Source organism: Paenibacillus zanthoxyli JH29, from assembly GCF_000520715.1.
Classification (GTDB): domain Bacteria; phylum Bacillota; class Bacilli; order Paenibacillales; family Paenibacillaceae; genus Paenibacillus_AQ; species Paenibacillus_AQ zanthoxyli.
Genome location: NZ_ASSD01000175.1, coordinates 1 through 21,356, shown reverse-complemented (window position 1 = coordinate 21,356; position 21,356 = coordinate 1). Strand labels below are relative to the sequence as shown.

The following is a 21,356-nucleotide window of genomic DNA, read 5'->3' as shown; positions in this document are numbered from 1 at the left end:
TGTATGCTGCTGACTGGTATCGGATTTTCGATTACAGCGCCGTATTTAGCCCTGTATTGTCCCGAGGATTTAGGAATGAATGCGGGAGCCTTTGGCGTGTTTATGGCCGTAAGTTCATTAAGCGGCGTAGTGGTGAACTCGCTTATTGCCAAACGTTCAGATAGCGGACAGGACCGGAAATGGATCATGATTTCAGCCATGCTTTCATCTGCCTTGGGGTACGCTTCGTATTTAGTGTTTCCTGATTTCTTTATTCTGCTCATTGCGGTCAGCTTATTTAATGGTCTGGGAGCTGCAGCCATCCCGCAAATCTACGCCTATGCCCAGGAGTCGGCAAATGCAAGCGGGTCCGATGACAAGACTTTTGCGATGTCGGCATTACGTTTTCTTATCTCTCTCGGGTTCCTGGTAGGACCATTAGGCGGGACATTCATTTGGGGACTATCCGGATATATGGGACTTTTTCTGGGACATCGGCCATTTATCTTGCCATTGCCTCTTTAATATACTTGTTTCTTCCAAAACGTAAAACGGCGGTTCAAAGCAGCACCGGGAAGAGAAAAAGTACGGGTACCTCTTCACTCAAAAGCAGGCAGATCAGACAGCCGCTTATCGCCTTTATCTTTCTGTTTGCCGTCAATGCCATTAACTTTATCAACACGCCGTTGTTTATTGTGAATGAGCTTCAAGGCACGCATACGGATGTCGGATTGGTGGTTAGTGTCTGTGCCGGTTTGGAAATTCCCATAATGCTCGTACTGGGTGCCCTGGGCAAAAAGATATCAAACCACACCCTGATGATTAGCAGCTGCTTCATCGCTGTTGTCTATTACATCATCTTAAGTGTTTCGACCCATTCCTGGCAGCTCATCGCAGCGCAGCTTCTGCAGGCAACATTTGTGGCTATTGTCATGGGCAATGGGCTAAGCTATTTCACGGATCTGCTGCCTGATTCACCAGGGCTGGCCACAACTATCTATTCCAACGGGTTTTTAGCGCGCCTAGTCAAGCTAGGCATGACTAGCCGGTGGACGAATTGCCCCCGCCGGACAAGAGGATTATGCGTCTAGCACGTGGTCATATTTTTCCTTCAGACGCTTGATGTCTGCTCTGGGAGGAGCGCCGAACATACGGGAATATTCCCGGCTGAATTGGGATGCGCTTTCGTAGCCTACCCGGAAGGCGACATCGGCGGCGTCCGCCGACTCGGATAGCAGAAGGCGCCGGGCTTCCTGCAAGCGCAGCTGTTTTTGAAATTGAATCGGGCTCATCGCGCTGACTTCTTTGAAGTGCCGGTGAAAAGAAGAAATACTCATGCTGGCTGTTTCCGCAAGCTCTTCAATTCGCAGTGGCTTGTCACAGTTTTGGATAATTTGTTCGATCGCGTCCCGGATTCGGTAGGTGCTGCTTCCCTCCATGGCGATTTGGGCGAGCGCCGGGCCATACTGCCCCTGCAGAAGCCTATATAAAATCTCTTTGGTGTAAATAGGAGCAAGGAACGGAATGTCTTTCGGATTGTCTAGCAGACGGGTTAACCGGAGTATCGCATCCAGTATAGAACTCTCTATCTTGCCGACAAACAATGCCCGCTTGGCGTTCTCTTTCGCAGCGATTTGAATGTCAGAGTCATTGATAACCTCCAGAATCTGACTCTGCGTAAATTCAAGCTTGAAGCTCAAGTACGGAGCGCCCGGAGCAGCTTTGATGACCTGGCTGATCACCGGCAGATTCATGGATGAAATCAGGTAGTTGGCCGGACCATATTCAAACCGCTCCTGTGCCAGCAGTACCTCTTTTAAACCTTGAGCGATGATGCATAGGGAAGGCTTGTACACTCTGTGGGCCGGCCTGGTCAAATTAGAGTTGCGGAAAAAATATAAAGAGGGAATCGCGGTCTTGAAAGCTCCGTCCCGGGCGGCATGACGTTCGATGAGTTTGGCGAGTTCATCCTTCTGGTTTCGTATTTCCTCAGACATAGGCTCCTCCTTGTCGGTTTTCTCTTACTCAATTATAAAACATCTGCGCCGGTGGCGTTAATGGGAGTGAGAGGATTAGGCAATCATTTAAGATAAATGGGATAACGGTCTTTTTCCGTTTTATCGGATAATAAGGGTATGCCCGATTCGGGGCGAAGAAGCCTATACCAAATAAAGGAGTTGTGCCATCTATGGATTATGTCAAACTTGGCCGTACCGGTCTGGAAGTCTCCCGATTATGTCTTGGCTGCATGAGTTATGGGGTGCCCGAACGCGGAATGGCTCCCTGGTCGCTGAACGAAGAGGAGAGCAGACCCTTCATTAAAAGAGCGCTGGAGCTCGGGATTAACTTCTTCGATACGGCGAATGTGTACTCCGACGGAACAAGCGAAGAAATTGTCGGACGCGCCCTGAAGGAATATACCCGCCGGGATGAGGTCGTCATCGCGACAAAGGTATTTTTCCGTATGAGTCCGGGTCCTAACGGTGCGGGACTTTCCCGCAAGGCAATCCTGACCGAAGTTGATAACAGCCTGAAACGGCTGGGTACGGATTACATTGACTTGTACCAGATCCACCGCTGGGATAACACGACACCGATTGAAGAGACGATGGAGGCGCTTCATGATGTAGTGAAGGCAGGCAAGGCCAGATATATCGGAGCGTCTTCTATGTATGCTTGGCAGTTCCTAAAGGCGCAGCATGTTGCCGAACGCAACGGTTGGACCCAATTTGTCTCCATGCAGAATTTCTATAATTTATTGTACCGGGAAGAAGAGAGGGAAATGCTGCCGCTTTGCCACGAAGAGGGAATCGGCGTCATTCCGTGGAGTCCGCTTGCCAGAGGCAAGCTAACCCGGGATTGGGATGAACAGACCGCCCGTTCGGAGAAGGACGCAGCCGGACAAGCATTTTATTCGAAAATGGCCGACGCTGACCAGAAGGTTGTGGAGAAAGTAGCCGAGATTGCCGCCAAACGGGGGATTCCGCGCGCGCAGGTTGCGCTTGCGTGGGTGCTGCAAAAGGAGCCGGTAACCGCCCCGATCATCGGCGCAACAAAGCCCCATCACCTGGAGGATGCCGCTGCCGCGCTGTCAGTGAAGCTGGATGCTGACGAAATGGCGAGCCTGGAAGAGCCATATATACCGCACCCGGTTTTGGGTAATCTTAGCTAGGGCAGGCCGTTATTCACATTGTTTAGTTAAGTTCGGTTCAGAGAGACTTACCGCCGCAAGGTCATTATGGATCTTGGGGCTATTTTTTTTACGGGAAACCAAAAATATTGAACATCTGACAAAGAACTTAGAATTTAAAGCGCTTTCACACCCCTTTATAATCAAGTTAGGACACAAGAAAGGGGCAGCGTACCATGTCGAACTTGTTTTACAAGCCGGAGGGGGCTTGGGTGGGAGACCTCATTCCCTTTTACAAAGACGGTACATTCCGGTTGTTCTATCTCCATGATTGGAGGGAGAATAAGAGCATTCACGGAGAAGGGACCTCCTGGTTCGAGCTCCGCACAAGCGATTTCGTGCACTACGAGGAAAAAGGTGTCCGACACCACCTCCAATTTGCTCGGCTCCATCAACTGGAATATCCAGACCTTCGTGAATGACGTCGAGACGATTTCGAAGCTGATGCTGTCTTCCCGCGATGTTCAGAACTTCCTTTCTTATGACAAGAATGATTTCAAAAAAATCTACGACCTTCAGAATGCCACCCGCAACCTGATCGTCAATATTTCCAACAACAAATCGTATATTCGTTATGTGTACGTCGGCAGTGAGCAAAGGGAGCTGATCATCACGAACCAATGGGACCGCTTCACTTACGACCATATCTATCAGGCGGTCTCCCGGTCGAAATGGTATCGGCAGGTGGGCGGCATGGGGGGACGGGGATTGTGGCTGAACAGCGATGAGGTCCGTCTCGTCAAAAATAGTCCGGATTTGCTGCTGTATGGCAAACGGTTAAACAACCTGGATACGCTCGAACCGATCGGCATGCTGATCATTTCCATTGACAGACGGGTGTTCGACGAAATGTTCAAAGACATCACGAATGCGGAGAACGGGCATCTGATGATTCTGGATCAGAATCAAGTGATTTTTTACAATTCCCGGACCGCCGATTTGCAGCAGATTCCGCAAAAGGAACTGAACCTGCTCTACGATCTGCCTGAACGTGGCACCCGCATCGATACGATCAATGGTGAACGGTATGTCGTCACCTTCGATACAAATCCGGGGACCCGGTGGAAAGTGGTTAGCATGATCCCCTACTCCAACATCAATTCGGAAGTAGTCCTGATTCGCAATGTCACGCTTACCTTGACGCTGGTAGCTTTCCTGCTCGCCGCCTATGGTTCGTATCTGATCTCCAAACGGATCACCAAGCAGCTGACCCTGCTCTCCTCCGTCGCTCGAAAGGCGGCCAAACGGGAGGAAATCGAAGGCATCCTCTTTGAGGAGAAGGATGAAATCGGAAAGATCGGCAACCAATTCCTGCGGACCTTCCGCACCAACAGCGAATTGTCCGACAAACTGATCGAAGCCAAGCTGAAGGAAAAGGAGGCCGAGCTGCATGCGCTGCAGAGTCAGATCAATCCTCATTTTCTGTACAATACGCTGAATTCCATCTATTTGATGGCGGAGCGAATCGGCGCCAAAAATATTTCCAAAATGGCGATGTCCCTTTCCAACTTTTTTAAATTGAGCTTGAACAACGGAGATTATATTACGACTGTCTGCAATGAAATCGATCAGGTGAAAAATTATCTGGAGATTCAAAACGTCCGCTATAATGGAAAATTTGAGGTGGACATCGACATCGAGCCGGGAATCGAGCAGATCCGCATGCTGAAGCTCCTGATTCAGCCGCTGGTGGAGAATGCGATCTTTCATGGAATCGAGCTAAAAGAGGACAAAGGGAACATCGCCATTCGGGGCCGAAGGGAAGGAGAGACGCTGGTATTCGAGGTCGAGGATGACGGAGTGGGATTTGATACTGGGGTCATCAGGCCAAGAGGATATGCTTTAAGGAATATACAGGAGAGAATCCAACTGCATTACGGTCAAGACCGCGGGATTAGCATAGACAGCGTTCCGGGCGCCGGAACCAAAGTTACCCTTGAGATCGGCATCATCGATTAACATCTGGCTATGAAGGTGGGGGACACATCATGTATAAACTGTTTATAGCGGATGATGAACAGCTTGTGGTGGAAACGCTATCAACCATGATCGACTGGAACGTATCCGCGATAAGCATTGCGGGGACGGCCAACAACGGCAGGCAGGCGCTGGAACGGATTCTGCAGTCCGATCCGGACGTTGTCCTGACCGATATCCGGATGCCCGGGATGAGCGGTCTGGAGCTGATCCGTGCCCTGAAGGAGAAAGGCTGCAAAGCGGAATGCATCATCGTGAGCGGATATTCCGAGTTTGAATATGCCAAAGAAGCGATTGAACTGGAGGCGGTGGATTATCTGATCAAGCCGGCTGAGCTTGAGGAAGTGTCCCGGACCGTCGTAAGAGCGATTGAGCGTCTGGAGCGTAAAAGGGACCCGGCGGGGAACCGCCCGGAGCTGCGGATTGCTAGAGCGCTGGACCGGGCGGTGTTTACCGATCTCATCGTCCATGCCAAACGTCCGTCGTTCGATAGGGCGCCGTATGAACGGTATGACCAGTTCGCGGCCATCGTGATCGGAAGCGCGGCGGCGCTCTGGCTCGAACGGATGAAGAACAATGGCGGTACGGATGCCCTTCTCGGCTTTTTGTCGAGTCGCGGAATCGACGTGGAGCTGCTCTACGAGCAGCAGAAAGTCATCTTGTTGTGCATGGCGGCCCTGGAGGAATCCGAGTCATTACCGGAAATTCTGATGGCTGCGGCCTCAGCGTTTTCGGATGACAGCTCCCCGGACTCGGACGATCCTGCTTTGTCGTTTGGAATCGGTCCGGTTGTAAGCGGAATCATGGATGCTCATCTCTCTTTTTTGGCGGCGGACCAGGCTTGTCAAATGGGTCTGTTCTTCGGCGTTCCGGTAACGGACGGTAACGCTTGGCCGGAGGTCGCCCGCGCTTCCGAACGATGGCTCTCCGATTGGTCAGAGCAGATTGAATCTTTTACCCGCTACGAACAGAAACCGTTTGAAGAGCTGCTCGAACGCTGGACGGAGTGGGGGAGGGGGCGATGGATGGCTCCTGTTTCCTTGAAGAAAGCCGCCGCCCAGTGGGTGAACCGGCTGCTCGATCTGATCGAGCGGGATTATGGAATCAAGATCGGGAGCGTGATCGGGGACCGTTGCGGCTAATCGAAGGGCTGCTGGAAGCGCCGGATTGGGCGTTGTTGCGGAAACAGTGCCACGATTGTGCACAGGCTGTGCATTTCTATTTGAACGTAACGAAGACGACCCTGAAGGAAAAGGTGGTTCAAGAAATCAAGGCTTATCTGGAATCGCACTATCATGAAAATATCCAGCTCGACCAATTGGCGGAGCGGTTCGATCTCAACTCTTCCTATGTAAGCCACTTATATTCCAAATCGACCGGGCAGACGATTCTTGAATATGTCACGCTGCTGCGCATTCACCAGGCGAAACGGATGCTGAGGGAGAGCAGCTTCAAAATCTCCAAAATCTCACAGCACGTCGGGTACGATAACCAGCGGTATTTCTGCCAGGTGTTCAAGAAGCATGTGGGCGTAAGCCCCGGCCAGTACAGAGAGGACCATATGATCAGAGTCGGAGAAAGCTGTTCGTCATGACTTTATCACAGGCCCCAAGGGAGACTTCTAGGGCGAAAAAAGGCCTGTGGCCTTCGTTCGCTAATCAAGTGGACGCGGTCGCAGGCTTGTTCAGATTCATCTCCTCTTTAAGAATTAACTGCATTCAGACGTTCTTCATCCGCGGACGGTTTGGCGCTCCACGCCGAAACGGCCGCTGCCGTAAACATGATGACGGACAGCGTCCCGCATAAAGCCGCGAATCCGAAGGGCATCAGCGCAGCGGCCAGGATTGGGCCCAGACTTGCGAACGAATACAAAAAATCCGTAGAGCGCCAGAGCCATACCGCGTGCGGCCAAACCCAGCAGGCCGATCCGGGAAATGATCGCTGGAACGGCTGCGGCGATTCCGGCGACAAAGACAACCGTCGCGGCGATGAACAGCGCCATATTGACGCCGGATAACGCCGCTTCCCCGGCCAATCCAGCCGCAGCGGTAAGAAATCCCGCCACGAGGACGCGAACTGGCCCGAAGCGGCGAATCCAGGAACCGCAAAACAACGCGGATACCACTCCGGTCATGCTGATCAGTCTAAGCCAAAGAATGCGCTCGGGAGACAGATGCAGCTGCTTTACCGCAAATTCGTTAAGCCCGAAGAACATGGTGACAAAGCTCATTAATATCGTTACCGCCGCCCCGTAGGCGACGAGCAGCGCCGGAATCCGGACCAAAGTGCGGAATGCCTCGAACACGCCGGTCGCCATTTACCACTTAATGAATAGTATAGTATGATTTTTTTATACATAATTAGTAAATAATTATAAAATATTTTATAATAAAAAAGTGATAAAAATAGATTTAAAAAGTATATTAGGATTGTTATTTGCAACAGGCATATTACAATGGATTGAATTAAAAAAGAAGCTTGGAAGTTAAAGTTAGGCTAATATTGCAAATTTTTATTATTGAGAAAATTATTTATCGGTTAATGTCTATTAGCCAAGAGGATGTTTCGTCTGATAGTATTTCAGGGCTGTGTGTCTCTAGTGTACAAAGTCTCAATCGGCGCCCATCAGGATCCTCGAACACAACTAGCCAGCTTATGAGTGCAGTGAGAATCGATGAATGCTCGATATCAACTGTATCAAAATGTTCAATCCAACTCTCCAATGCAGTTCTATCTTTTACAGCTATCGTTATTGGATCCAATCCACAATCTTTCTTGGCACGACTTGGGTTAAGTCTGAGCTCTAGTAATGTACCTAAGCCTGGTATTTCCAAAATTATAGCGTAGAGCGAACCGTCACTATGGCGATGATCATAAGCTGTGATGCGTCGCGCCCCTATAGCCCTCTCATAAAATGATTGACTATTCTCAAGGTCTGAGACAGTAAATTTCAAGTGATGAATTCCTTGGAGTTGCATGCTTTCTTTAATCATATTCTTTTTCTCCTTTTTAATCATAGTCGGTTTTATATTTTCACAAAGCGAAGATTTAAATATATTACATATTTAAATGCAATTACCCGCTATAAGTAATGTACTGTAAAAATAAGAAAGTATAGATATATGAAAATTATTTGATGTCTATACTTTCTTATGTTACACATTTAGTGCTCATTTTAATTTAATCAATCCACTTTTAACAAGTGTTGACTTCAGAGGTCTTATCTTCATTAAAAGTTTTATTAAAACAGGGAATTGTAGAATATTTAATTCAGCATACTTTTTGCTTTTTTTACTGATTGTGCCTTTTGTAGCTAAATCTCTCCCAGCTTCACGAAACGCATTAAGTATTATAGCTTTTTTAGGAATTGATTTTTCATCCATATTTCTTAGTAAAAAGCTAGACTTTCTTATAAGGACACCAACCATTGGCGCATCCATAAATTTAGAAAAAGTTTCAAAGTAAGATACTACGCTTTTTGATGTTTCATTTTCAATGTTTCCACAGCTAGTCAATAAAACAAAAGGTTTCGAGCAAATATTGGCATCTATGTGATGAAAAAATAGCCCCTTTTTAGATACAGTAACCTTGCTTATATCCCCTGTAGAGTTAAACCTATCAATAAAGTTCTTCATTAATCCTGACATATTGAAAACATGAATAGGCGTAGCATATATAATAATATCTGCCTTAGACATCTTCTCCAAAATACCTTTCATGTCATCTTTATCTTCATAAATACACTTCAAGTAACTTTTTTCTGTGTGACACAATTCACAACCTAAGCATTGATTAATTTTATATTTATTAAGAACTATTGTTTCAAATTCAGAGCCTGCATCAATAACTCCACTTCTAATTTGATTGATTAAAAACTGAGTAAATCCTTTTTCTCCCCTATGACTTGCATTTATTGCTAATACTTTCATAACTGTATCATTCCTTTCACCTAAATTAGATATATAATAAGGCGCCTAACTAAATGGCTAAAAAAATATAGACAAAAATATACCATTAATTTACTATTATGATAAGGCGGCTAATTAATTTTGTCAATCTATTTATGTGGAGGATATTATGGGGAATTTTAATTTCGATTTAAAAGACATACCTAAAAAAGAGGATTTGCTAAAGTATTCAAATGAAAATAACCCTTTAAATATAAATGCTATTCAGGCATGTTTATATTTAATTAGAACTACAGATGAAATTTTCAAGATAGTGGATAGTCAATTTCAAAAATATGGGGTATCTGATGGCAAATTTTCTGTACTTATGACTTTGTACAACAAGGATAATCATCAATTAATACCATCTGAATTAAGCAGCCAATTAAATGTTACAAGAGCAACAATTAGTGGACTTTTAGATGGTCTAGAAAAAGATATGCTTGTAGAAAGATGTAAACATCCTTCTGATGGGAGAATGCTGACAATTAAAATAACTGAAAAGGGTGTAAAACTTATGGATGAGCTATGTCCAAAGCATTTCGCTTTATTAAGCAGACTGCTGGGATCTTTGGAAAGTGAAAGCTTAAAATCTTTTATAGAAAATTTAAAGCATATAAGAATTGGAATCAAAGAGATAAATAAATGATATGAAAATTCCCCGTCAGGCATTACGCCTAACGGGGTCTTTGATTCTAACGTCCCGCTCTGCTTCCTCCAGCGGGATTTCGATCGTAAACGTACATCCGGGATTCTCGTTCAGGGAGGCATGAATTTCGCCGCCGTGCATATGAAGGACCTCGCGGGCGATCGCCAGCCCCAGCCCGCTCCCCGGAACGCCGCTGTTGCGCGCAGGATCGACCCGGTAGAAGGAGTCGAACACATGCTTCAGCGACTCTGAAGGTATGCCGATTCCGTAATCGCTCACATGCAGCAGCACGGAACGGGGCGCCATCCGGGCTTGAATGGTAATGGCAGAGCTCGGATGGGAGTATTTCACTGCATTATCCAGCACATTGTCGACCGCTCTGCCCAAATAGTGGACATCGGCGGTGACTGGCATGTCCATGATCATCGGCAGCTCGCAGTTCAATGTCCGGCCGTTAAGAACAAGAGGGTCGTTCCATTTAGCAAGCAATCGTTCCAGCAGGGCATATACAGGCATCGTCTCCAATTTTAATCGGGTCTGTCTGGTCTCAAGCAAGCTTAAATCATGCAGATTCTGCACCAACTGGTTAATGGTCCACAGGCGGTCCGAAATCTTGCCCAGATAGCGCGGGATATGCGCCGGCTGGACTTTGCCGTCGATGATCGCATCAATGAATCCTCCGGCAATCGTCGCGGGGGTCTTCAAGTCATGCGAGATATGGGAGAACCATTTCTTCCGCCAGTTCCCCAGCCGTGTCAGTTCGTCGATCCGCTGCCGCAGCTCATGATTCGCCTGCTTTAGCGCAAGTGTCCGTTCCTCGACTTTGTGCTCAAGCTCCTCTTGAAGCTTCGTCTGCTGCTCCATCAGCTCTCCGATTCGTGCGGACATCAGGTTAAACGACTGAAGCAGCCGATGCACTTCCCGGATGCGCGTATCTTTAAGTGTTAATCGGAACTGTCCGTTGCCCATATCATGAAAGGCACCGTCCAGCCGCTTAAGCGGGCGGGAAATTCTTAGCCATAGCAGAACGGCAAGCGCGGTGCAAAGGAGGAAGGAAATGATGGAAATGAGCGTCAATTGATGGAACAGATGCTTGCTTGTGCTGGCCGTGAGCTCCGAGGAGGAGCGGGTCACACCGGCGAGCAGCCGTTCTTTTGGCAGCACGTAGCCCAAATACCAGCCCGTGGCGGGCACTTTTTTGGCAAACAGCATTTTGGTCTGGCCGTTTAGCATGGCTTGTCCGTACCCATTGCCCTCCGCGAGCGCTATGAATTCCTCAGGATCAAGCTGACCGATCACTGCGGCGCCCTGGCGCTGAACGGCCATCATCTGATAATCCGCGCCAAGCAGGAAGGCGAAAGCATCGCTGCTCTTAAAATGGGCACCCAGGACATGAGCCACAAAATCATCAACCGTAACATCGGCGGCGACGACACCCCGAAGCGTACCGCTGCTGTCATATATAGGCGCCGTCGCTGTGAAGACTCGGCCATTCGGAGTGATGTCCCAATACGGCTTCGTCCAGACCACCCTATCCTCCGAACTTGAAATTTGCAGGGCATCCTGGTAGAAGGCATAGCCGGTAATAGGACCCTCTCCGTTAAAAAGACGGCCATATCCCGATTGAGAGCCGTAATACAGCGTACCGCCCAGCGGATGCATATAATACATGGCAATAATATTAGGATTACGGTCCAGTTCTCCCGCGAAAAAAGGGTTCAGATAGGTGCTGAGCGCCAAATCCCGCAGCATGGACCTCGGGAAAGCGCTTGAAGGTTCCTTGGTCAGCTTGATGGCCCATCTGCCGTGGTCCTCGACATAGGCCCCGTTTCCGAGAGAGGTAAGGGCAAGCGGCCGGCCGGGATATAGCGCGCCGCCGTTAAGGATGGCCTCGGCTTGGCTTCGGGCGGTTGTTACGGCATGCTCGACCTTACGCATTTCAGCGTCGATGGCATAAATCTGCTCCTGCAAGTAGGATTGGTAGATGGTTACGTAATCCCGTTCAACAAGACCCGTCTGCATCTTGGCATAGGTATCAAAATGACTTCGCGTCGACTCGTTTGTCAACCAGCCAATCAGCAAAAGCGGCCCGACGGCGCTAAGTAGCATCACGCACAGCAGCTGCGCCGCCAGCGATTTTGGCGCGAATCGGTCCTGGAGGTGCCTGCAGAAGTCAAATAATCGCCGCATGCTCGCAAAATTTATAGCCGACGCCGCGAATCGTTACGATTCGTTCGGGTCTGGCCGGGTCGTCCTCGATTTTGCGCCGCAGGTTGCCAATATGCACCTGAAGCGTTTTGCTGCCAAGGCCCTTGCCGTATCCCCACAGCTTGTCCAGCAGCTGCTCCGCCGTAAGCACCTGTCCGGAATGATTCATGAAAAAGGTAAGCAGCTGGTATTCTTTCGCGGATAATTCCAGGCGCTGGCTGTACAAATAAGCTTCATGCGCGGAAAGGTTCACCTGCAGCGACTCGGAGGCGAGTATGCTGGCCTTTCTCGGCTCCTCCATCCGCCGCATTGCCATCCGGGTGCGTCTCAAATGGGCTTTAATCCGGGCAATCAGCTCGAGCGGGCTGAACGGTTTGCTCATATAATCGTCCCCGCCGACGCTGAGTCCGATGATTTTATCCATTTCCGTAAATTTGCAGGTAAGAAATACGATAGGGGCATCAGTGACCGCGCGGAGCTGCCGGCAGAGCTCGTAGCCTTCAATATCCGGCAGAAACACGTCAAGAATAATGATCTCCGGCGAATACGCATCCACCATCCGAAGCGCCTCGGCCCCGTTCATCGCCTGCTGGAATTGAAAACCGTCCGATACCGCGTACATTTCAATGATTTCTCCAATATCCGCTTCGTCATCGACGAGCATGATCATCTCTCCCGGCATGGTACAATCCCTCCCCATGATCTGGTCAAACAAGACTGAAACTATGTCAAGTTAGTTAACAGTTAATGCGGTGAAGTATCGAGCCTAATTCCACTTTACCTGAATTTAATAAAAACTTGAATCATTTTTACCTGGAACACCTTAGAATCTTTACTTTGGATGAGTACCATTCGAATAGCAGGACGAACAGCCAAGCTCTATACGTTAACATACCTCACATTAATTGGGGTTGGGTTGAGCGAACTGATCTTTAAGAATGGGGAGGATGTTTGATGAAAAAGAAAATGATTCTGGCCGGAACTGCGGCGGCCGCGCTGTTTTTGACAAGCGTAATTCCGGGGTCACCGTGGAAATCCGAGGCGGCGGCGATCGTTGCTCCGAAAGTGGCGTATGATCCGCTGAATCCGCTGACGGAGCAGGAGATTAGGTCGGTGTCTTATATTATCAAGCACAGCTCGAAGTACAAAAAGGACATGCGCTTTACCGAGATTACGCTGAAGGAGCCGGACAAGAAGAAGGTATGGAACTGGGTGCTGTTAAGCGACGCGGCCAAAAAGATGAAGGCGAACAAGCTTCCGCGCCAGGCGGCGTTCGTTATCTCCGAGCAGCGTAAAGTGTACGAAGGAGTTGTGGATCTCGATTCGAAGCGAATCGTGGAATGGAAAGAGAACACAACCGGCGGATATGCGATGGTGAGCTTTGCCGAAGATCCGTCCGATGTGGTGTACAAAAATCCCGAGTTCCTGGCAGCGCTGAAAAAGCGCGGGCTGGCGGGCAAAGTAAACAAGGTGAAGCTGGTCGGTCTTACCGTAGGCTATTACGGACCGGACAACGCCGATCCCAACCGCCGCCTGTACAAATACACGGCCTATCTGGACACGGGGGACGGCAACTTTTTTACCCATCCGATCGAGAACCTGGTTGTAACCGTTGATATAGATGAGAAAAAAGTGCTTAAAGTCGAGGATGACGGTGTGATCCCGGTGCCGATGAACGACCATGGATACCGGAAAGGTGACAAAGACAGCACACGAGAGCCGGCTAAACCGATCGTCATCACTCAGCCTAAAGGCGTTAATTATACGATCAAAGGGCAGGAGATCAGCTGGCAGGGCTGGAAATTCCACGTTATTCTGGACGCGCGCCGCGGTCCCGTCATTTCCGCAGCGACCTTCAACGATCATGGCAAGCAGCGCAAAGTTATGTACAGCGGCGGACTTGGCGGGATGACGGTTCCATATGGCGACCCCGGCCTGAACTGGTACTGGAAGACGTACATGGATTCCGGCGAATACGGCGTCGGCAAGCTTGGGCGTCCGATGGTGCTAGGCGCAGACGTGCCGAACAATACCACTTTCATTGACGCCACGCTTAACGACGATAACGGCAATCCGTACACGTCACCGAAGGTTATCGGGATTTTCGAGCGCTACGCCGATTCCGACTGGACGCATAGCGAGGCCGGAGTGACCGATAGCCGGGCCCGTCTCGAGCTTGTCGTCCGGTTCATCTCCACAGTCGGGAACTATGACTATACATTCGATTATGTGTTCCAGCAGAACGCGAATATCAAGATCAACGTCGGCGCATCCGGCATTGAGGCGGTGAAAGGCGCGGCAGCAACCAGCGTAAAGAGTACGGACGAGCACTATATTGATCCGAACAATGCGGAAATCCGCAACGGTACACTTGTCGATAAGCATACGGTGGCCGTGTATCACCAGCATATTTATAATTTCCGCCTCGACATGGATGTGGACGGCGAGAAGAATACCGTGCTGGAGCTTGATCCGAAAGCGGCGCCGATTACGGGCAATCCGAGCAAGAAGACGGAGATGGTGCTGGAGCAGAAGACTTATCATACGGAGCTCGAAGCCGCACAGAAATTCGATCCGGACAAGGTTGTTCTTGTTACCAACCCGGAGAAGAAGAACAAATTGGGTTACTTGACCGGCTACCAAATTATCGCGAATGCGGGCGGCACTCATCCTTTCGCAGAAGACCCGCTGTTCGGGGATGACGACTATCTGATCAAGCGTGCGGGCTATTTGAAAAAGCATATTTGGGTAACTCCTTATTCACCGGACGAAATCTACCCCGAGGGCAAGTACATCAACCAGAACCCGAACGATACAGGGCTTGCGAAATGGGCATCTCAGGACCGGGATATCTATGAAAAAGATGACGTGGTCTGGATTACGACGGGAACAACGCACATTCCGCGTTCGGAGGAGTGGCCGATGATGTCGACCGAATGGGCGTCGGCGATGCTGAAGCCGTTCAATTTTATTGACCGGACGCCGACTCTCGATCTGCCTGCGCCGACGGAAAGCGATACGAAGAAATAATAGGGATAACTTCGGATATGTATTCGGGTAGTGGAGGGAGTGGGAAATGAAGCTGAAGTGCAACCGCTTGTCCGTGTTTATCCTTGTCGTTACGGTCATGCTTTCCGGATGCGGCGCTGCCGCCAAAGAGGAGCTGCAGGACCCGTATTTGGACCCGATGTCCTTGTCCATGGGACATGCTCATGGCGGCGCCGCAGCCGAGACATCGGCCGAGAAAGCCATCGAGGCGGTTTGGTCGTGGCCGGAAGGTAAGCCTGAAGCGGGCAAACCGGCCATGCTAAAGCTGCAGCTTGCGGACGGAGCGGGGAAGCCGCTGACCAAGCTGGACATTGTCCATGAACAGCTGCTGCACCTCGTTGCCGTAAGCGGTGACCTGCAGCATTTCCAGCATATTCACCCCAATTACAACGGCGACGGAAGCTTTGAAATTGCCGTTACTTTTCCAAGCGGTGGTCCGTACACGCTGTTCGCTGATTTTACGCCAACCGGGTATCATGCGCTGACTCGCAGCATAATCGTGGAAGTTCCCGGCGAGAAGCCAGCGCCGCAGCCACTCAAGCCTGACGCACAACTGAGCGGCCAGTTTGATGGCATGGAGGTTTCCCTTCATTACGACCATCTGATGGCCAAGATGAACACCATGATGACCTTCACCTTCAAAGATTCAAGGACAGGTCGGCCCGTTCGCGATTTGGAGCTATACCTGGGGGCGGTCGGGCATGTGATGATCGTGGACAGCACGGCGAGAACGTTTCTCCATGTCCACCCGCTGAATTGGGGTTCCTCCGGCCCGCAGGCCGCCTTTTCGGTTGCATTTCCGGAGAGCGGTATCTATAAAATGTGGGGGCAATTCAAACGGAGCAGCTGGATTGTCACCGTTCCTTTCACGATTGAGGTTCCTTAAAGCGTCCCGATAGCGGGCAGATTTAAGAAGCTGCACTCGTAAGAATGAAGAGGTGAACAGGTGACCAGCAATCCAATATCCTGTGCTTGGAGGACTGCCGTACAGTTTTATTTTGGGGTAAGCTCCACCGCAAAAAAAAGCACAAACGGGTTCTGGTATCTTTCAGTATGCAAGGATGCTCGCTTTTGAATTGACGTTAATAGGAATATGATGTATAATATAGGTAACAGATCCCACCACGCCTCTTAACAATGCGTACCAAGGTGGGCCTTTTTATATCCGGAGGAAACTTAATGGATCAGGAGATTTCGCATGTAAAGGCGCCAGCTACATTTGAGCAGCAAATTGAAATTCTAAGAAGCCGTGGTTTGATTATTGATAATGAGGATTTAGCAATTCGCACGCTGCAGAGGGTTAACTACTATCGCCTGACCGCCTATGGCTTAAGTTTAAAGAGAGATGATCGATATAATCCAGGAGTTACTTTTTCCCGAATTTGCGCTCTATACGAGTTTGATCATCAATTTCGATATCTTCTTATGGATATGACCGAACAGATCGAGATTGCTTTTCGGACTCATATTTCTTATCTTATCGCTCATAAATATGGGGCGTTAGGGTATTTAGATGGAACGCATTTTGAGAACTCTACATACCATAGCTCTTTCTTGAATGAGTTAAACAAGGAATTTAAGCGGTCCCAAGAAATATTTATTAAGCATCATTTCGAGAAATATAACGGCATTATTCCTATTTGGGTGGCAGTTGAAGTTCTTTCATTTGGAGCTTTATCGAAACTGTTCAAGAACATGAAGAATGAAGATAAAAATCAGATTGCAAGAAGCAACTATTATATTCCGGCAATTTATCTTGAAAGTTGGTTACAATGTTTGTCTTATGTTCGGAATATTTGTGCCCACTATGGCAGACTCTATAATCGCCCTCTAACCAGTAAACCGAGATTGAGTTCTCATGCTAAAAAATTAGGCATTCAACAAAATAAAATATTCGCACATCTCTTTGCTCTTAAGCATCTGATTCCAGATTATGAAAAATGGACTGATTTCATAACACGTTTGGAGGCATTGATTACAAAGTATAAAGAAGTTGTAGAGTTGGATCGTATAGGATTCCCGGAAGATTGGGAGGCTTTGTTAATCAGTAGGAGACAAATCGGGCAGTAACAATCTACGGTTTGTATGAAATCCGTAACCCAAGAGGATGATGATCGCAAGAATCAGTTCCTAAAAACCAAAGGCACAGTACCACTTGTTCAATTGGTGAGACTGTGCCTTTAGTGTAGTCAAAATTTCAAAACACCCGCCGCGCCGTCACGAACCGTTTTTTCCAATAGTCACTGAAGGCTTCGGTGCGGACGCCGTATTTCACCGAATAGGTATGCAGCAGCTGGTTGTCCCCCGCATAGATAGCGACGTGCCCGATGTTCAAATCACGCGCGCTGAAGAACAGCAGGTCGCCTTTGCGCAGCTCGTCCAGCCCGATCTCCGTGCCGGTCTTGGCTTGGTCGTAGGACACGCGGGGAAGGTCAACCGCGAGCGTATCCTGAAAGACGCGCTTTACAAAGGAAGAGCAGTCGAAGCTGCCTGTCTGATCCGGCGAGGCTCCGAATACATAAGGCGTACCGAGAAAGGTCTCGCCGTAGGCGATCAGCTCGTCCGTCTGCTTATCGGTGAGGGACGGGCTGGTATAGTCGGTGTACTTCGGTTTTGCGGATATGTATCCCGTTTGGTTATCCGGGGTCCGCACCTCCAGCCAGAAGGCGTCTACTTCGCGCACGACATGGACTTTTGATCCAGTAGGCAGCAGCCCCAGGATGTCTGCGCCGCCGCCCGTATCCGGCGAACTGGGAGCCGAAGCTGGTGAACGGACGCCAACATCCGCTGAACGGCTAACCAGCTTCAGCGAAGGGGCTGCCCCATCCGCCGGGCCGCTGCCTGAATCCGGCGAGCTGCACAGATTGACGCCCCACCGGATAGTCGTTTCAAAGGTCATCGTGGAGATTTGGACGGAGCGGGCCGCTTGGTCCCAGGTAACGGTGCTGCCAAGAGCTTCGCTGATGAAGCGCAGCGGAACCATCGTATATCCCCCGGATATTTGCCCGGGCACATTAAGCTCCACTATCCGGTCGTTCACCGTGGCGGAAAGATCCCCGATGCGGTAGGTCAGAGTCGTGCCGTCCTTCGTGGCCGTGACCGTCTTATCCGTATTATTCCAGGACAGCTTGGCCCCCTGCCCCTCAAACAGACGCCGCATGGGAACGAGCAGCGTGCCGTTCACATTAACCGGCTCGGCCTCGGTCTGAAGCAGCGAGCCGTCCAGATAAATGGATATCGGTGCGGGAATGGTCTGGGACGGCTGGATAGTCTGGGCATCCGGAGCCGCCTGAACGGTCCCGGCGGCCGGATCGGTTCCGGCCGTCCGAGAGGTCGTTTCAGCCGGCGGGGTGCTCGGCTTGGCCGCATCCTCCGCGTGAGCGGAGGATGCATATAACAGAGATAGGGCGAGAATGGAAAGCAGTGCGTTTCTGCGTATCGTCATAAGTTCATCACCTTGTAGATGGATTCATTATGTATAGTTAGACTAAGAAAAAGCGAAATGGTTTTGCTGTGCGTATAAGTTCTATTATAAGTTATATCATTGACGATCTCCCGAAAATGATTTAGAATCGTCCTAACTAATACAGGGCGATGGAGTTCGCCGTAACCGCCGCGAGGCTGATGACTCCTACCAGAGGATTTTCACTTCCCTGGTAGGAGTCTGTTTTTTATGGATATTTTCATAGGAAAGGAAAGAAGAAGATGAATGCTGCAAGACAAAAGCGGGCGCTGTGGAGCGAAAAATGGAGGATTGCCGCTCTAGCGGGCACGCTGCTGAAATGGTTGGTCCTCGGGAGCGGTGTGGGCATACTTTCCGGTACGGCTTCCGCATTTTTCCTCAAAAGTCTGGATTATGTGACCGATGTAAGAATCGCAAATCCCTGGCTGCTGTTTCTGCTTCCGCTCGGCGGGGCGCTGGTCAGCTTCCTTTATCTAAAGGTCGGCAAGAACAGCGGGAAGGGAAACAACCTGATTCTTGAACAAATCAACAATGGCAATGAGACGATTCCGCTGCGGATGGCCCCGCTCGTCTTATTCGGAACCTTGGTCACGCATTTGTTCGGCGGGTCTGCGGGCCGCGAGGGTACAGCCGTACAGATGGGCGGAAGCCTGGCCGAATGGTTCGGCAGAATACTCCGCGTCCGGTCCGCCGACCGCAAAATCCTGCTGATCTGCGGCATAAGTGGCGGCTTCGGCTCAATCTTCGGAACTCCTTTGGCGGGCACTGTGTTCGGCCTGGAGGTGCTTGCGATCGGGTTAATCAGTCACGAAGCGCTGATTCCGGCTTTTGTGGCCGCTTTTACGGGCAATCTGGTCACGACATCGTTCTGGGGCGTTTCCCATATTCATTACCATATCGGCGAAGTGCCCGGTTTAACGTGGATTGTCGTCCTCAAGGTCGTAGTCGCTGCGATCCTGTTCGGGCTGACCAGTATTGCATTCAGTGAATTGACGCATGCGCTGAAAAAAGGGTACACCAGGCTGTTCAAGAACCCTATGCTGAAAAGCGCGGTGGGCGGTGTGGTCATCATCGGTCTGGTCTATTTGCTGGGAACCCGCGATTACTTGGGGCTGGGTATTCCGCTCATTCAGAACTCCTTTACGGAGAGTGTTTCTCCGTTCGCTTTTTTGGGCAAGCTGGTCTTTACCTCTCTTACCTTGGGAGCCGGATTTCAGGGAGGCGAGGTGACTCCTTTGTTCGCAATCGGGGCCACTCTGGGGAACGCGCTGTCCGGATTTTTTCATCTATACGCTCCATTTTTGGCGGGTCTCGGATTTATCTCCGTATTTTGCGGCGCAACTAACACTCCAATCGCATGCTTTCTGATGGGAATTGAGCTGTTCGGGTCGGACGCGGCGATTTACATGTTCATTGCCTGTCTCGTCAGCTATCTGTTCTCGGGCCATACGGGCATTTACACCTCTCAGCTAATCGGGACATCCAAGAGCTATCTCCTGCCGATCCCTCAAGGGACAACCTTGGCAGGTGTGAAAGATCTGAGGAAGCAGAAGGACAAGGGAACTCACGATCCGGTCAAAAGATAAAGCCCTGTATACGCCGTGTGAAAAGAATGCGCGGATGATATAATAAAGGTAGCTTAGACGAAAGGGAATTTACCATATGGAATTTGCGGAATCGAACGGGCTTATGGCCGGCTGGCTGGCGCTGACCCATATTCAGTCGAATACGGCGGGCAGGCTGGAACAAGCGCTGCAAGAAAGACATCGGATGTCCCTGAAGGAATTTTATTTGCTGTTGTTTTTGTCCGAAGCACCCGGGAAAAAGCTGCGTCTGCAACAGCTCGAATCCATGGTTGGGCTGAGCCAGAGCGCGATGTCGCGGTTAGTCAGCCGGTTCGAGGCTAAAGGCTGCGGTGCGCTGAAAAGGCATGTATGCGAGGAGGACCGCAGAAGCGTCTATACTTCATTAACCCCGTATGGCCAGGAGAAGGTGGACCGGGCGTACAGCACCGTTCAATCCGTTCTTCTGGATGCTCTTCCAGGCAGGGAGCTTGAGAGTGTGCTGAACCAGCTTCTTGAGGCCAAAGGAAGCTCGGCGGATTCTTAATCCGTCACTACTGGAGCAGCGCCGCTAAAGTAAAGATAAGCCCTTGATTCATCAACCTGATGATGGATTAAGGGTTTTAATAATTAAGGGGTTGAAGCATTTGACGCCGCAGGAGAATGAATCGGAATCGAGATACACACAGCAGCATCTGGCGAACGAGCGGACGTATCTGGCCTGGATTCGCACCGCAGTCGCCTTGGTGGGTCTCGGCTTTCTGGCGGCCGGTCTCGTGTTCGGGGATAACCGATACAGCGGAGTCGGCCACATGGTCGCGGCCATCGCAGGCATTTCCGCAGTGCTGCTTGGGGGAGGCGTGGTAGCCGGAGCTACCTGGGATTATTTGCGAAAAAGAGACGGGATCAACAAAGAGCAGTTCCGTTCGTCCTCTATGCTCATCCGGCTGGTGTTCTTTTCCCTGACTGCCATTGAACTGCTGCTGATCGTGCTGGTCGTGTTAATGCTTTACAGAAATCCATTTTAGGAGGGTCACAGTGAAGAACAGAACCGGCATCATGGTTGCCGTCTCCATTATACTCATTATCATCAGCAGCCAGATTCCTTCATATCAATCAAAAATGCTCGGCGCCTTGCAGCAGATCCTGCTCGGACTTGGACTGGTCGGCTGCCTGTTGGCGATGTGGAAATTTATGAAGAGCGGCGGCAAGAAAAAGGATAACTGACTTGATGAACAAGCCGTAGATTACAGAGGACGCTCTCCGGAATGGAGCAGCGCCCTTCTGTATTTCTGCGTTTTTTTTCTACGTCTGCCCAATTAACGAACAGACA

The 21,356-nt window shown here is 49.9% G+C and carries 21 protein-coding genes and 1 riboswitch; of the genes, 14 read left to right on the top strand and 7 right to left on the bottom strand.

The genetic code is table 11. The features are described 5' to 3' along the window. Nucleotides 1-3: 3 nt before the first annotated feature. Both L691_RS33430 and L691_RS33425 read left to right on the top strand, forming a co-directional pair. Complete coding sequence (locus L691_RS33430) at nucleotides 4-504, top strand: MFS transporter (protein ID WP_232229118.1); 501 nt, start codon at nucleotides 4-6, stop codon at nucleotides 502-504. Continuing rightward, a complete protein-coding gene (locus L691_RS33425) occupies nucleotides 435-1,070 on the top strand; it encodes an MFS transporter (protein ID WP_232229117.1) in 636 nt (211 codons plus the stop codon). Before L691_RS33430 ends, L691_RS33425 begins: the two co-directional genes overlap by 70 nt. Here L691_RS33425 and L691_RS0106905 read toward each other — a convergent pair. Then, on the bottom strand, nucleotides 1,059-1,976 hold the full coding sequence (locus tag L691_RS0106905; protein ID WP_025689606.1) for an AraC family transcriptional regulator: 918 nt from the start codon (nucleotides 1,974-1,976) through the stop codon (nucleotides 1,059-1,061). The genes L691_RS33425 and L691_RS0106905 overlap by 12 nt on opposite strands. A 191-nt stretch (nucleotides 1,977-2,167) precedes the next feature. On the opposite strand from L691_RS0106905, the gene L691_RS0106900 reads away from it, so the two are divergent. The 4 genes from L691_RS0106900 to L691_RS0106885 all read left to right on the top strand — a co-directional run bounded on the left by L691_RS0106900 (nucleotide 2,168) and on the right by L691_RS0106885 (nucleotide 6,740). Further along, entirely contained in the window at nucleotides 2,168-3,151 is a 984-nt protein-coding gene (locus L691_RS0106900) for an aldo/keto reductase (RefSeq protein WP_025689604.1), read from the top strand. Between the two features lie 375 nt (nucleotides 3,152-3,526). Further along, nucleotides 3,527-5,128 carry a sensor histidine kinase gene (locus L691_RS0106895; protein ID WP_025689602.1) on the top strand — a complete coding sequence of 534 codons (1,602 nt, stop codon included), beginning with the start codon at nucleotides 3,527-3,529 and terminating at the stop codon, nucleotides 5,126-5,128. A gap of 29 nt (nucleotides 5,129-5,157) precedes the next feature. Next, the gene (locus L691_RS30595; protein ID WP_025689600.1) at nucleotides 5,158-6,288 is read left to right on the top strand and encodes a response regulator; all 1,131 of its coding nucleotides are present in this window, start codon (nucleotides 5,158-5,160) and stop codon (nucleotides 6,286-6,288) included. After that, on the top strand, nucleotides 6,279-6,740 hold the full coding sequence (locus tag L691_RS0106885) for a helix-turn-helix transcriptional regulator (protein ID WP_025689599.1): 462 nt from the start codon (nucleotides 6,279-6,281) through the stop codon (nucleotides 6,738-6,740). Before L691_RS30595 ends, L691_RS0106885 begins: the two co-directional genes overlap by 10 nt. Before the next feature lie 135 nt (nucleotides 6,741-6,875). Here L691_RS0106885 and L691_RS0106880 read toward each other — a convergent pair whose 3' ends face one another. The 3 genes from L691_RS0106880 to L691_RS30590 form a co-directional block, all read right to left on the bottom strand. Beyond that, nucleotides 6,876-7,463 (bottom strand): MFS transporter, encoded by a 588-nt coding sequence (locus tag L691_RS0106880; protein WP_025689598.1) that lies wholly within the window; start codon nucleotides 7,461-7,463, stop codon nucleotides 6,876-6,878. A gap of 214 nt (nucleotides 7,464-7,677) precedes the next feature. Beyond that, nucleotides 7,678-8,139, bottom strand: coding sequence for a VOC family protein (locus L691_RS0106875; RefSeq protein ID WP_025689596.1), 462 nt, complete (start codon nucleotides 8,137-8,139; stop codon nucleotides 7,678-7,680). 177 nt (nucleotides 8,140-8,316) lie between these two features. After that, nucleotides 8,317-9,075 carry a flavodoxin family protein gene (locus L691_RS30590; protein WP_025689595.1) on the bottom strand — a complete coding sequence of 253 codons (759 nt, stop codon included), beginning with the start codon at nucleotides 9,073-9,075 and terminating at the stop codon, nucleotides 8,317-8,319. Between the two features lie 148 nt (nucleotides 9,076-9,223). On the opposite strand from L691_RS30590, the gene L691_RS0106865 reads away from it, so the two are divergent. After that, nucleotides 9,224-9,742, top strand: a complete 519-nt coding sequence (locus L691_RS0106865) for a MarR family winged helix-turn-helix transcriptional regulator (protein ID WP_025689594.1) — start codon at nucleotides 9,224-9,226, stop codon at nucleotides 9,740-9,742. A 15-nt stretch (nucleotides 9,743-9,757) separates the two neighbouring features. Here the strand turns inward: L691_RS0106865 and L691_RS0106860 are convergent, their stop codons facing one another. Together L691_RS0106860 and L691_RS0106855 are read right to left on the bottom strand one after the other, a co-directional pair. Then, entirely contained in the window at nucleotides 9,758-11,851 is a 2,094-nt protein-coding gene (locus tag L691_RS0106860) for an ATP-binding protein (RefSeq protein WP_025689592.1), read from the bottom strand. Between the two features lie 64 nt (nucleotides 11,852-11,915). Further along, nucleotides 11,916-12,632 (bottom strand): response regulator transcription factor, encoded by a 717-nt coding sequence (locus L691_RS0106855; protein ID WP_025689591.1) that lies wholly within the window; start codon nucleotides 12,630-12,632, stop codon nucleotides 11,916-11,918. Between the two features lie 272 nt (nucleotides 12,633-12,904). On the opposite strand from L691_RS0106855, the gene L691_RS0106850 reads away from it, so the two are divergent. From L691_RS0106850 to L691_RS0106840, 3 genes are all read left to right on the top strand, one after another. Next, on the top strand, nucleotides 12,905-14,980 hold the full coding sequence (locus L691_RS0106850) for a copper amine oxidase (RefSeq protein ID WP_025689590.1): 2,076 nt from the start codon (nucleotides 12,905-12,907) through the stop codon (nucleotides 14,978-14,980). A 46-nt stretch (nucleotides 14,981-15,026) separates the two neighbouring features. Then, the gene (locus tag L691_RS0106845; RefSeq protein WP_036735797.1) at nucleotides 15,027-15,884 is read left to right on the top strand and encodes a hypothetical protein; all 858 of its coding nucleotides are present in this window, start codon (nucleotides 15,027-15,029) and stop codon (nucleotides 15,882-15,884) included. A 293-nt stretch (nucleotides 15,885-16,177) separates the two neighbouring features. Next, nucleotides 16,178-17,068, top strand: coding sequence for an Abi family protein (locus tag L691_RS0106840; protein WP_036735794.1), 891 nt, complete (start codon nucleotides 16,178-16,180; stop codon nucleotides 17,066-17,068). 127 nt (nucleotides 17,069-17,195) lie between these two features. Here L691_RS0106840 and L691_RS0106835 read toward each other — a convergent pair whose 3' ends face one another. Then, the gene (locus L691_RS0106835) at nucleotides 17,196-18,443 is read right to left on the bottom strand and encodes a stalk domain-containing protein (protein WP_025689586.1); all 1,248 of its coding nucleotides are present in this window, start codon (nucleotides 18,441-18,443) and stop codon (nucleotides 17,196-17,198) included. Between the two features lie 136 nt (nucleotides 18,444-18,579). Further along, nucleotides 18,580-18,639, top strand: a riboswitch (Fluoride riboswitch). A gap of 64 nt (nucleotides 18,640-18,703) precedes the next feature. Here L691_RS0106835 and L691_RS0106830 point away from each other — a divergent pair. The 4 genes from L691_RS0106830 (at nucleotide 18,704) to L691_RS0106815 (ending at nucleotide 21,250) form a co-directional block, all read left to right on the top strand. Then, the gene (locus L691_RS0106830; RefSeq protein ID WP_025689585.1) at nucleotides 18,704-20,047 is read left to right on the top strand and encodes a voltage-gated chloride channel family protein; all 1,344 of its coding nucleotides are present in this window, start codon (nucleotides 18,704-18,706) and stop codon (nucleotides 20,045-20,047) included. A 76-nt stretch (nucleotides 20,048-20,123) separates the two neighbouring features. Beyond that, complete coding sequence (locus tag L691_RS0106825) at nucleotides 20,124-20,570, top strand: MarR family winged helix-turn-helix transcriptional regulator (protein WP_025689584.1); 447 nt, start codon at nucleotides 20,124-20,126, stop codon at nucleotides 20,568-20,570. A 100-nt stretch (nucleotides 20,571-20,670) separates the two neighbouring features. After that, on the top strand, nucleotides 20,671-21,051 hold the full coding sequence (locus L691_RS0106820; protein WP_025689582.1) for a YidH family protein: 381 nt from the start codon (nucleotides 20,671-20,673) through the stop codon (nucleotides 21,049-21,051). A gap of 10 nt (nucleotides 21,052-21,061) precedes the next feature. After that, nucleotides 21,062-21,250 carry a hypothetical protein gene (locus L691_RS0106815; RefSeq protein WP_025689581.1) on the top strand — a complete coding sequence of 63 codons (189 nt, stop codon included), beginning with the start codon at nucleotides 21,062-21,064 and terminating at the stop codon, nucleotides 21,248-21,250. Nucleotides 21,251-21,356: the final 106 nt, after the last annotated feature.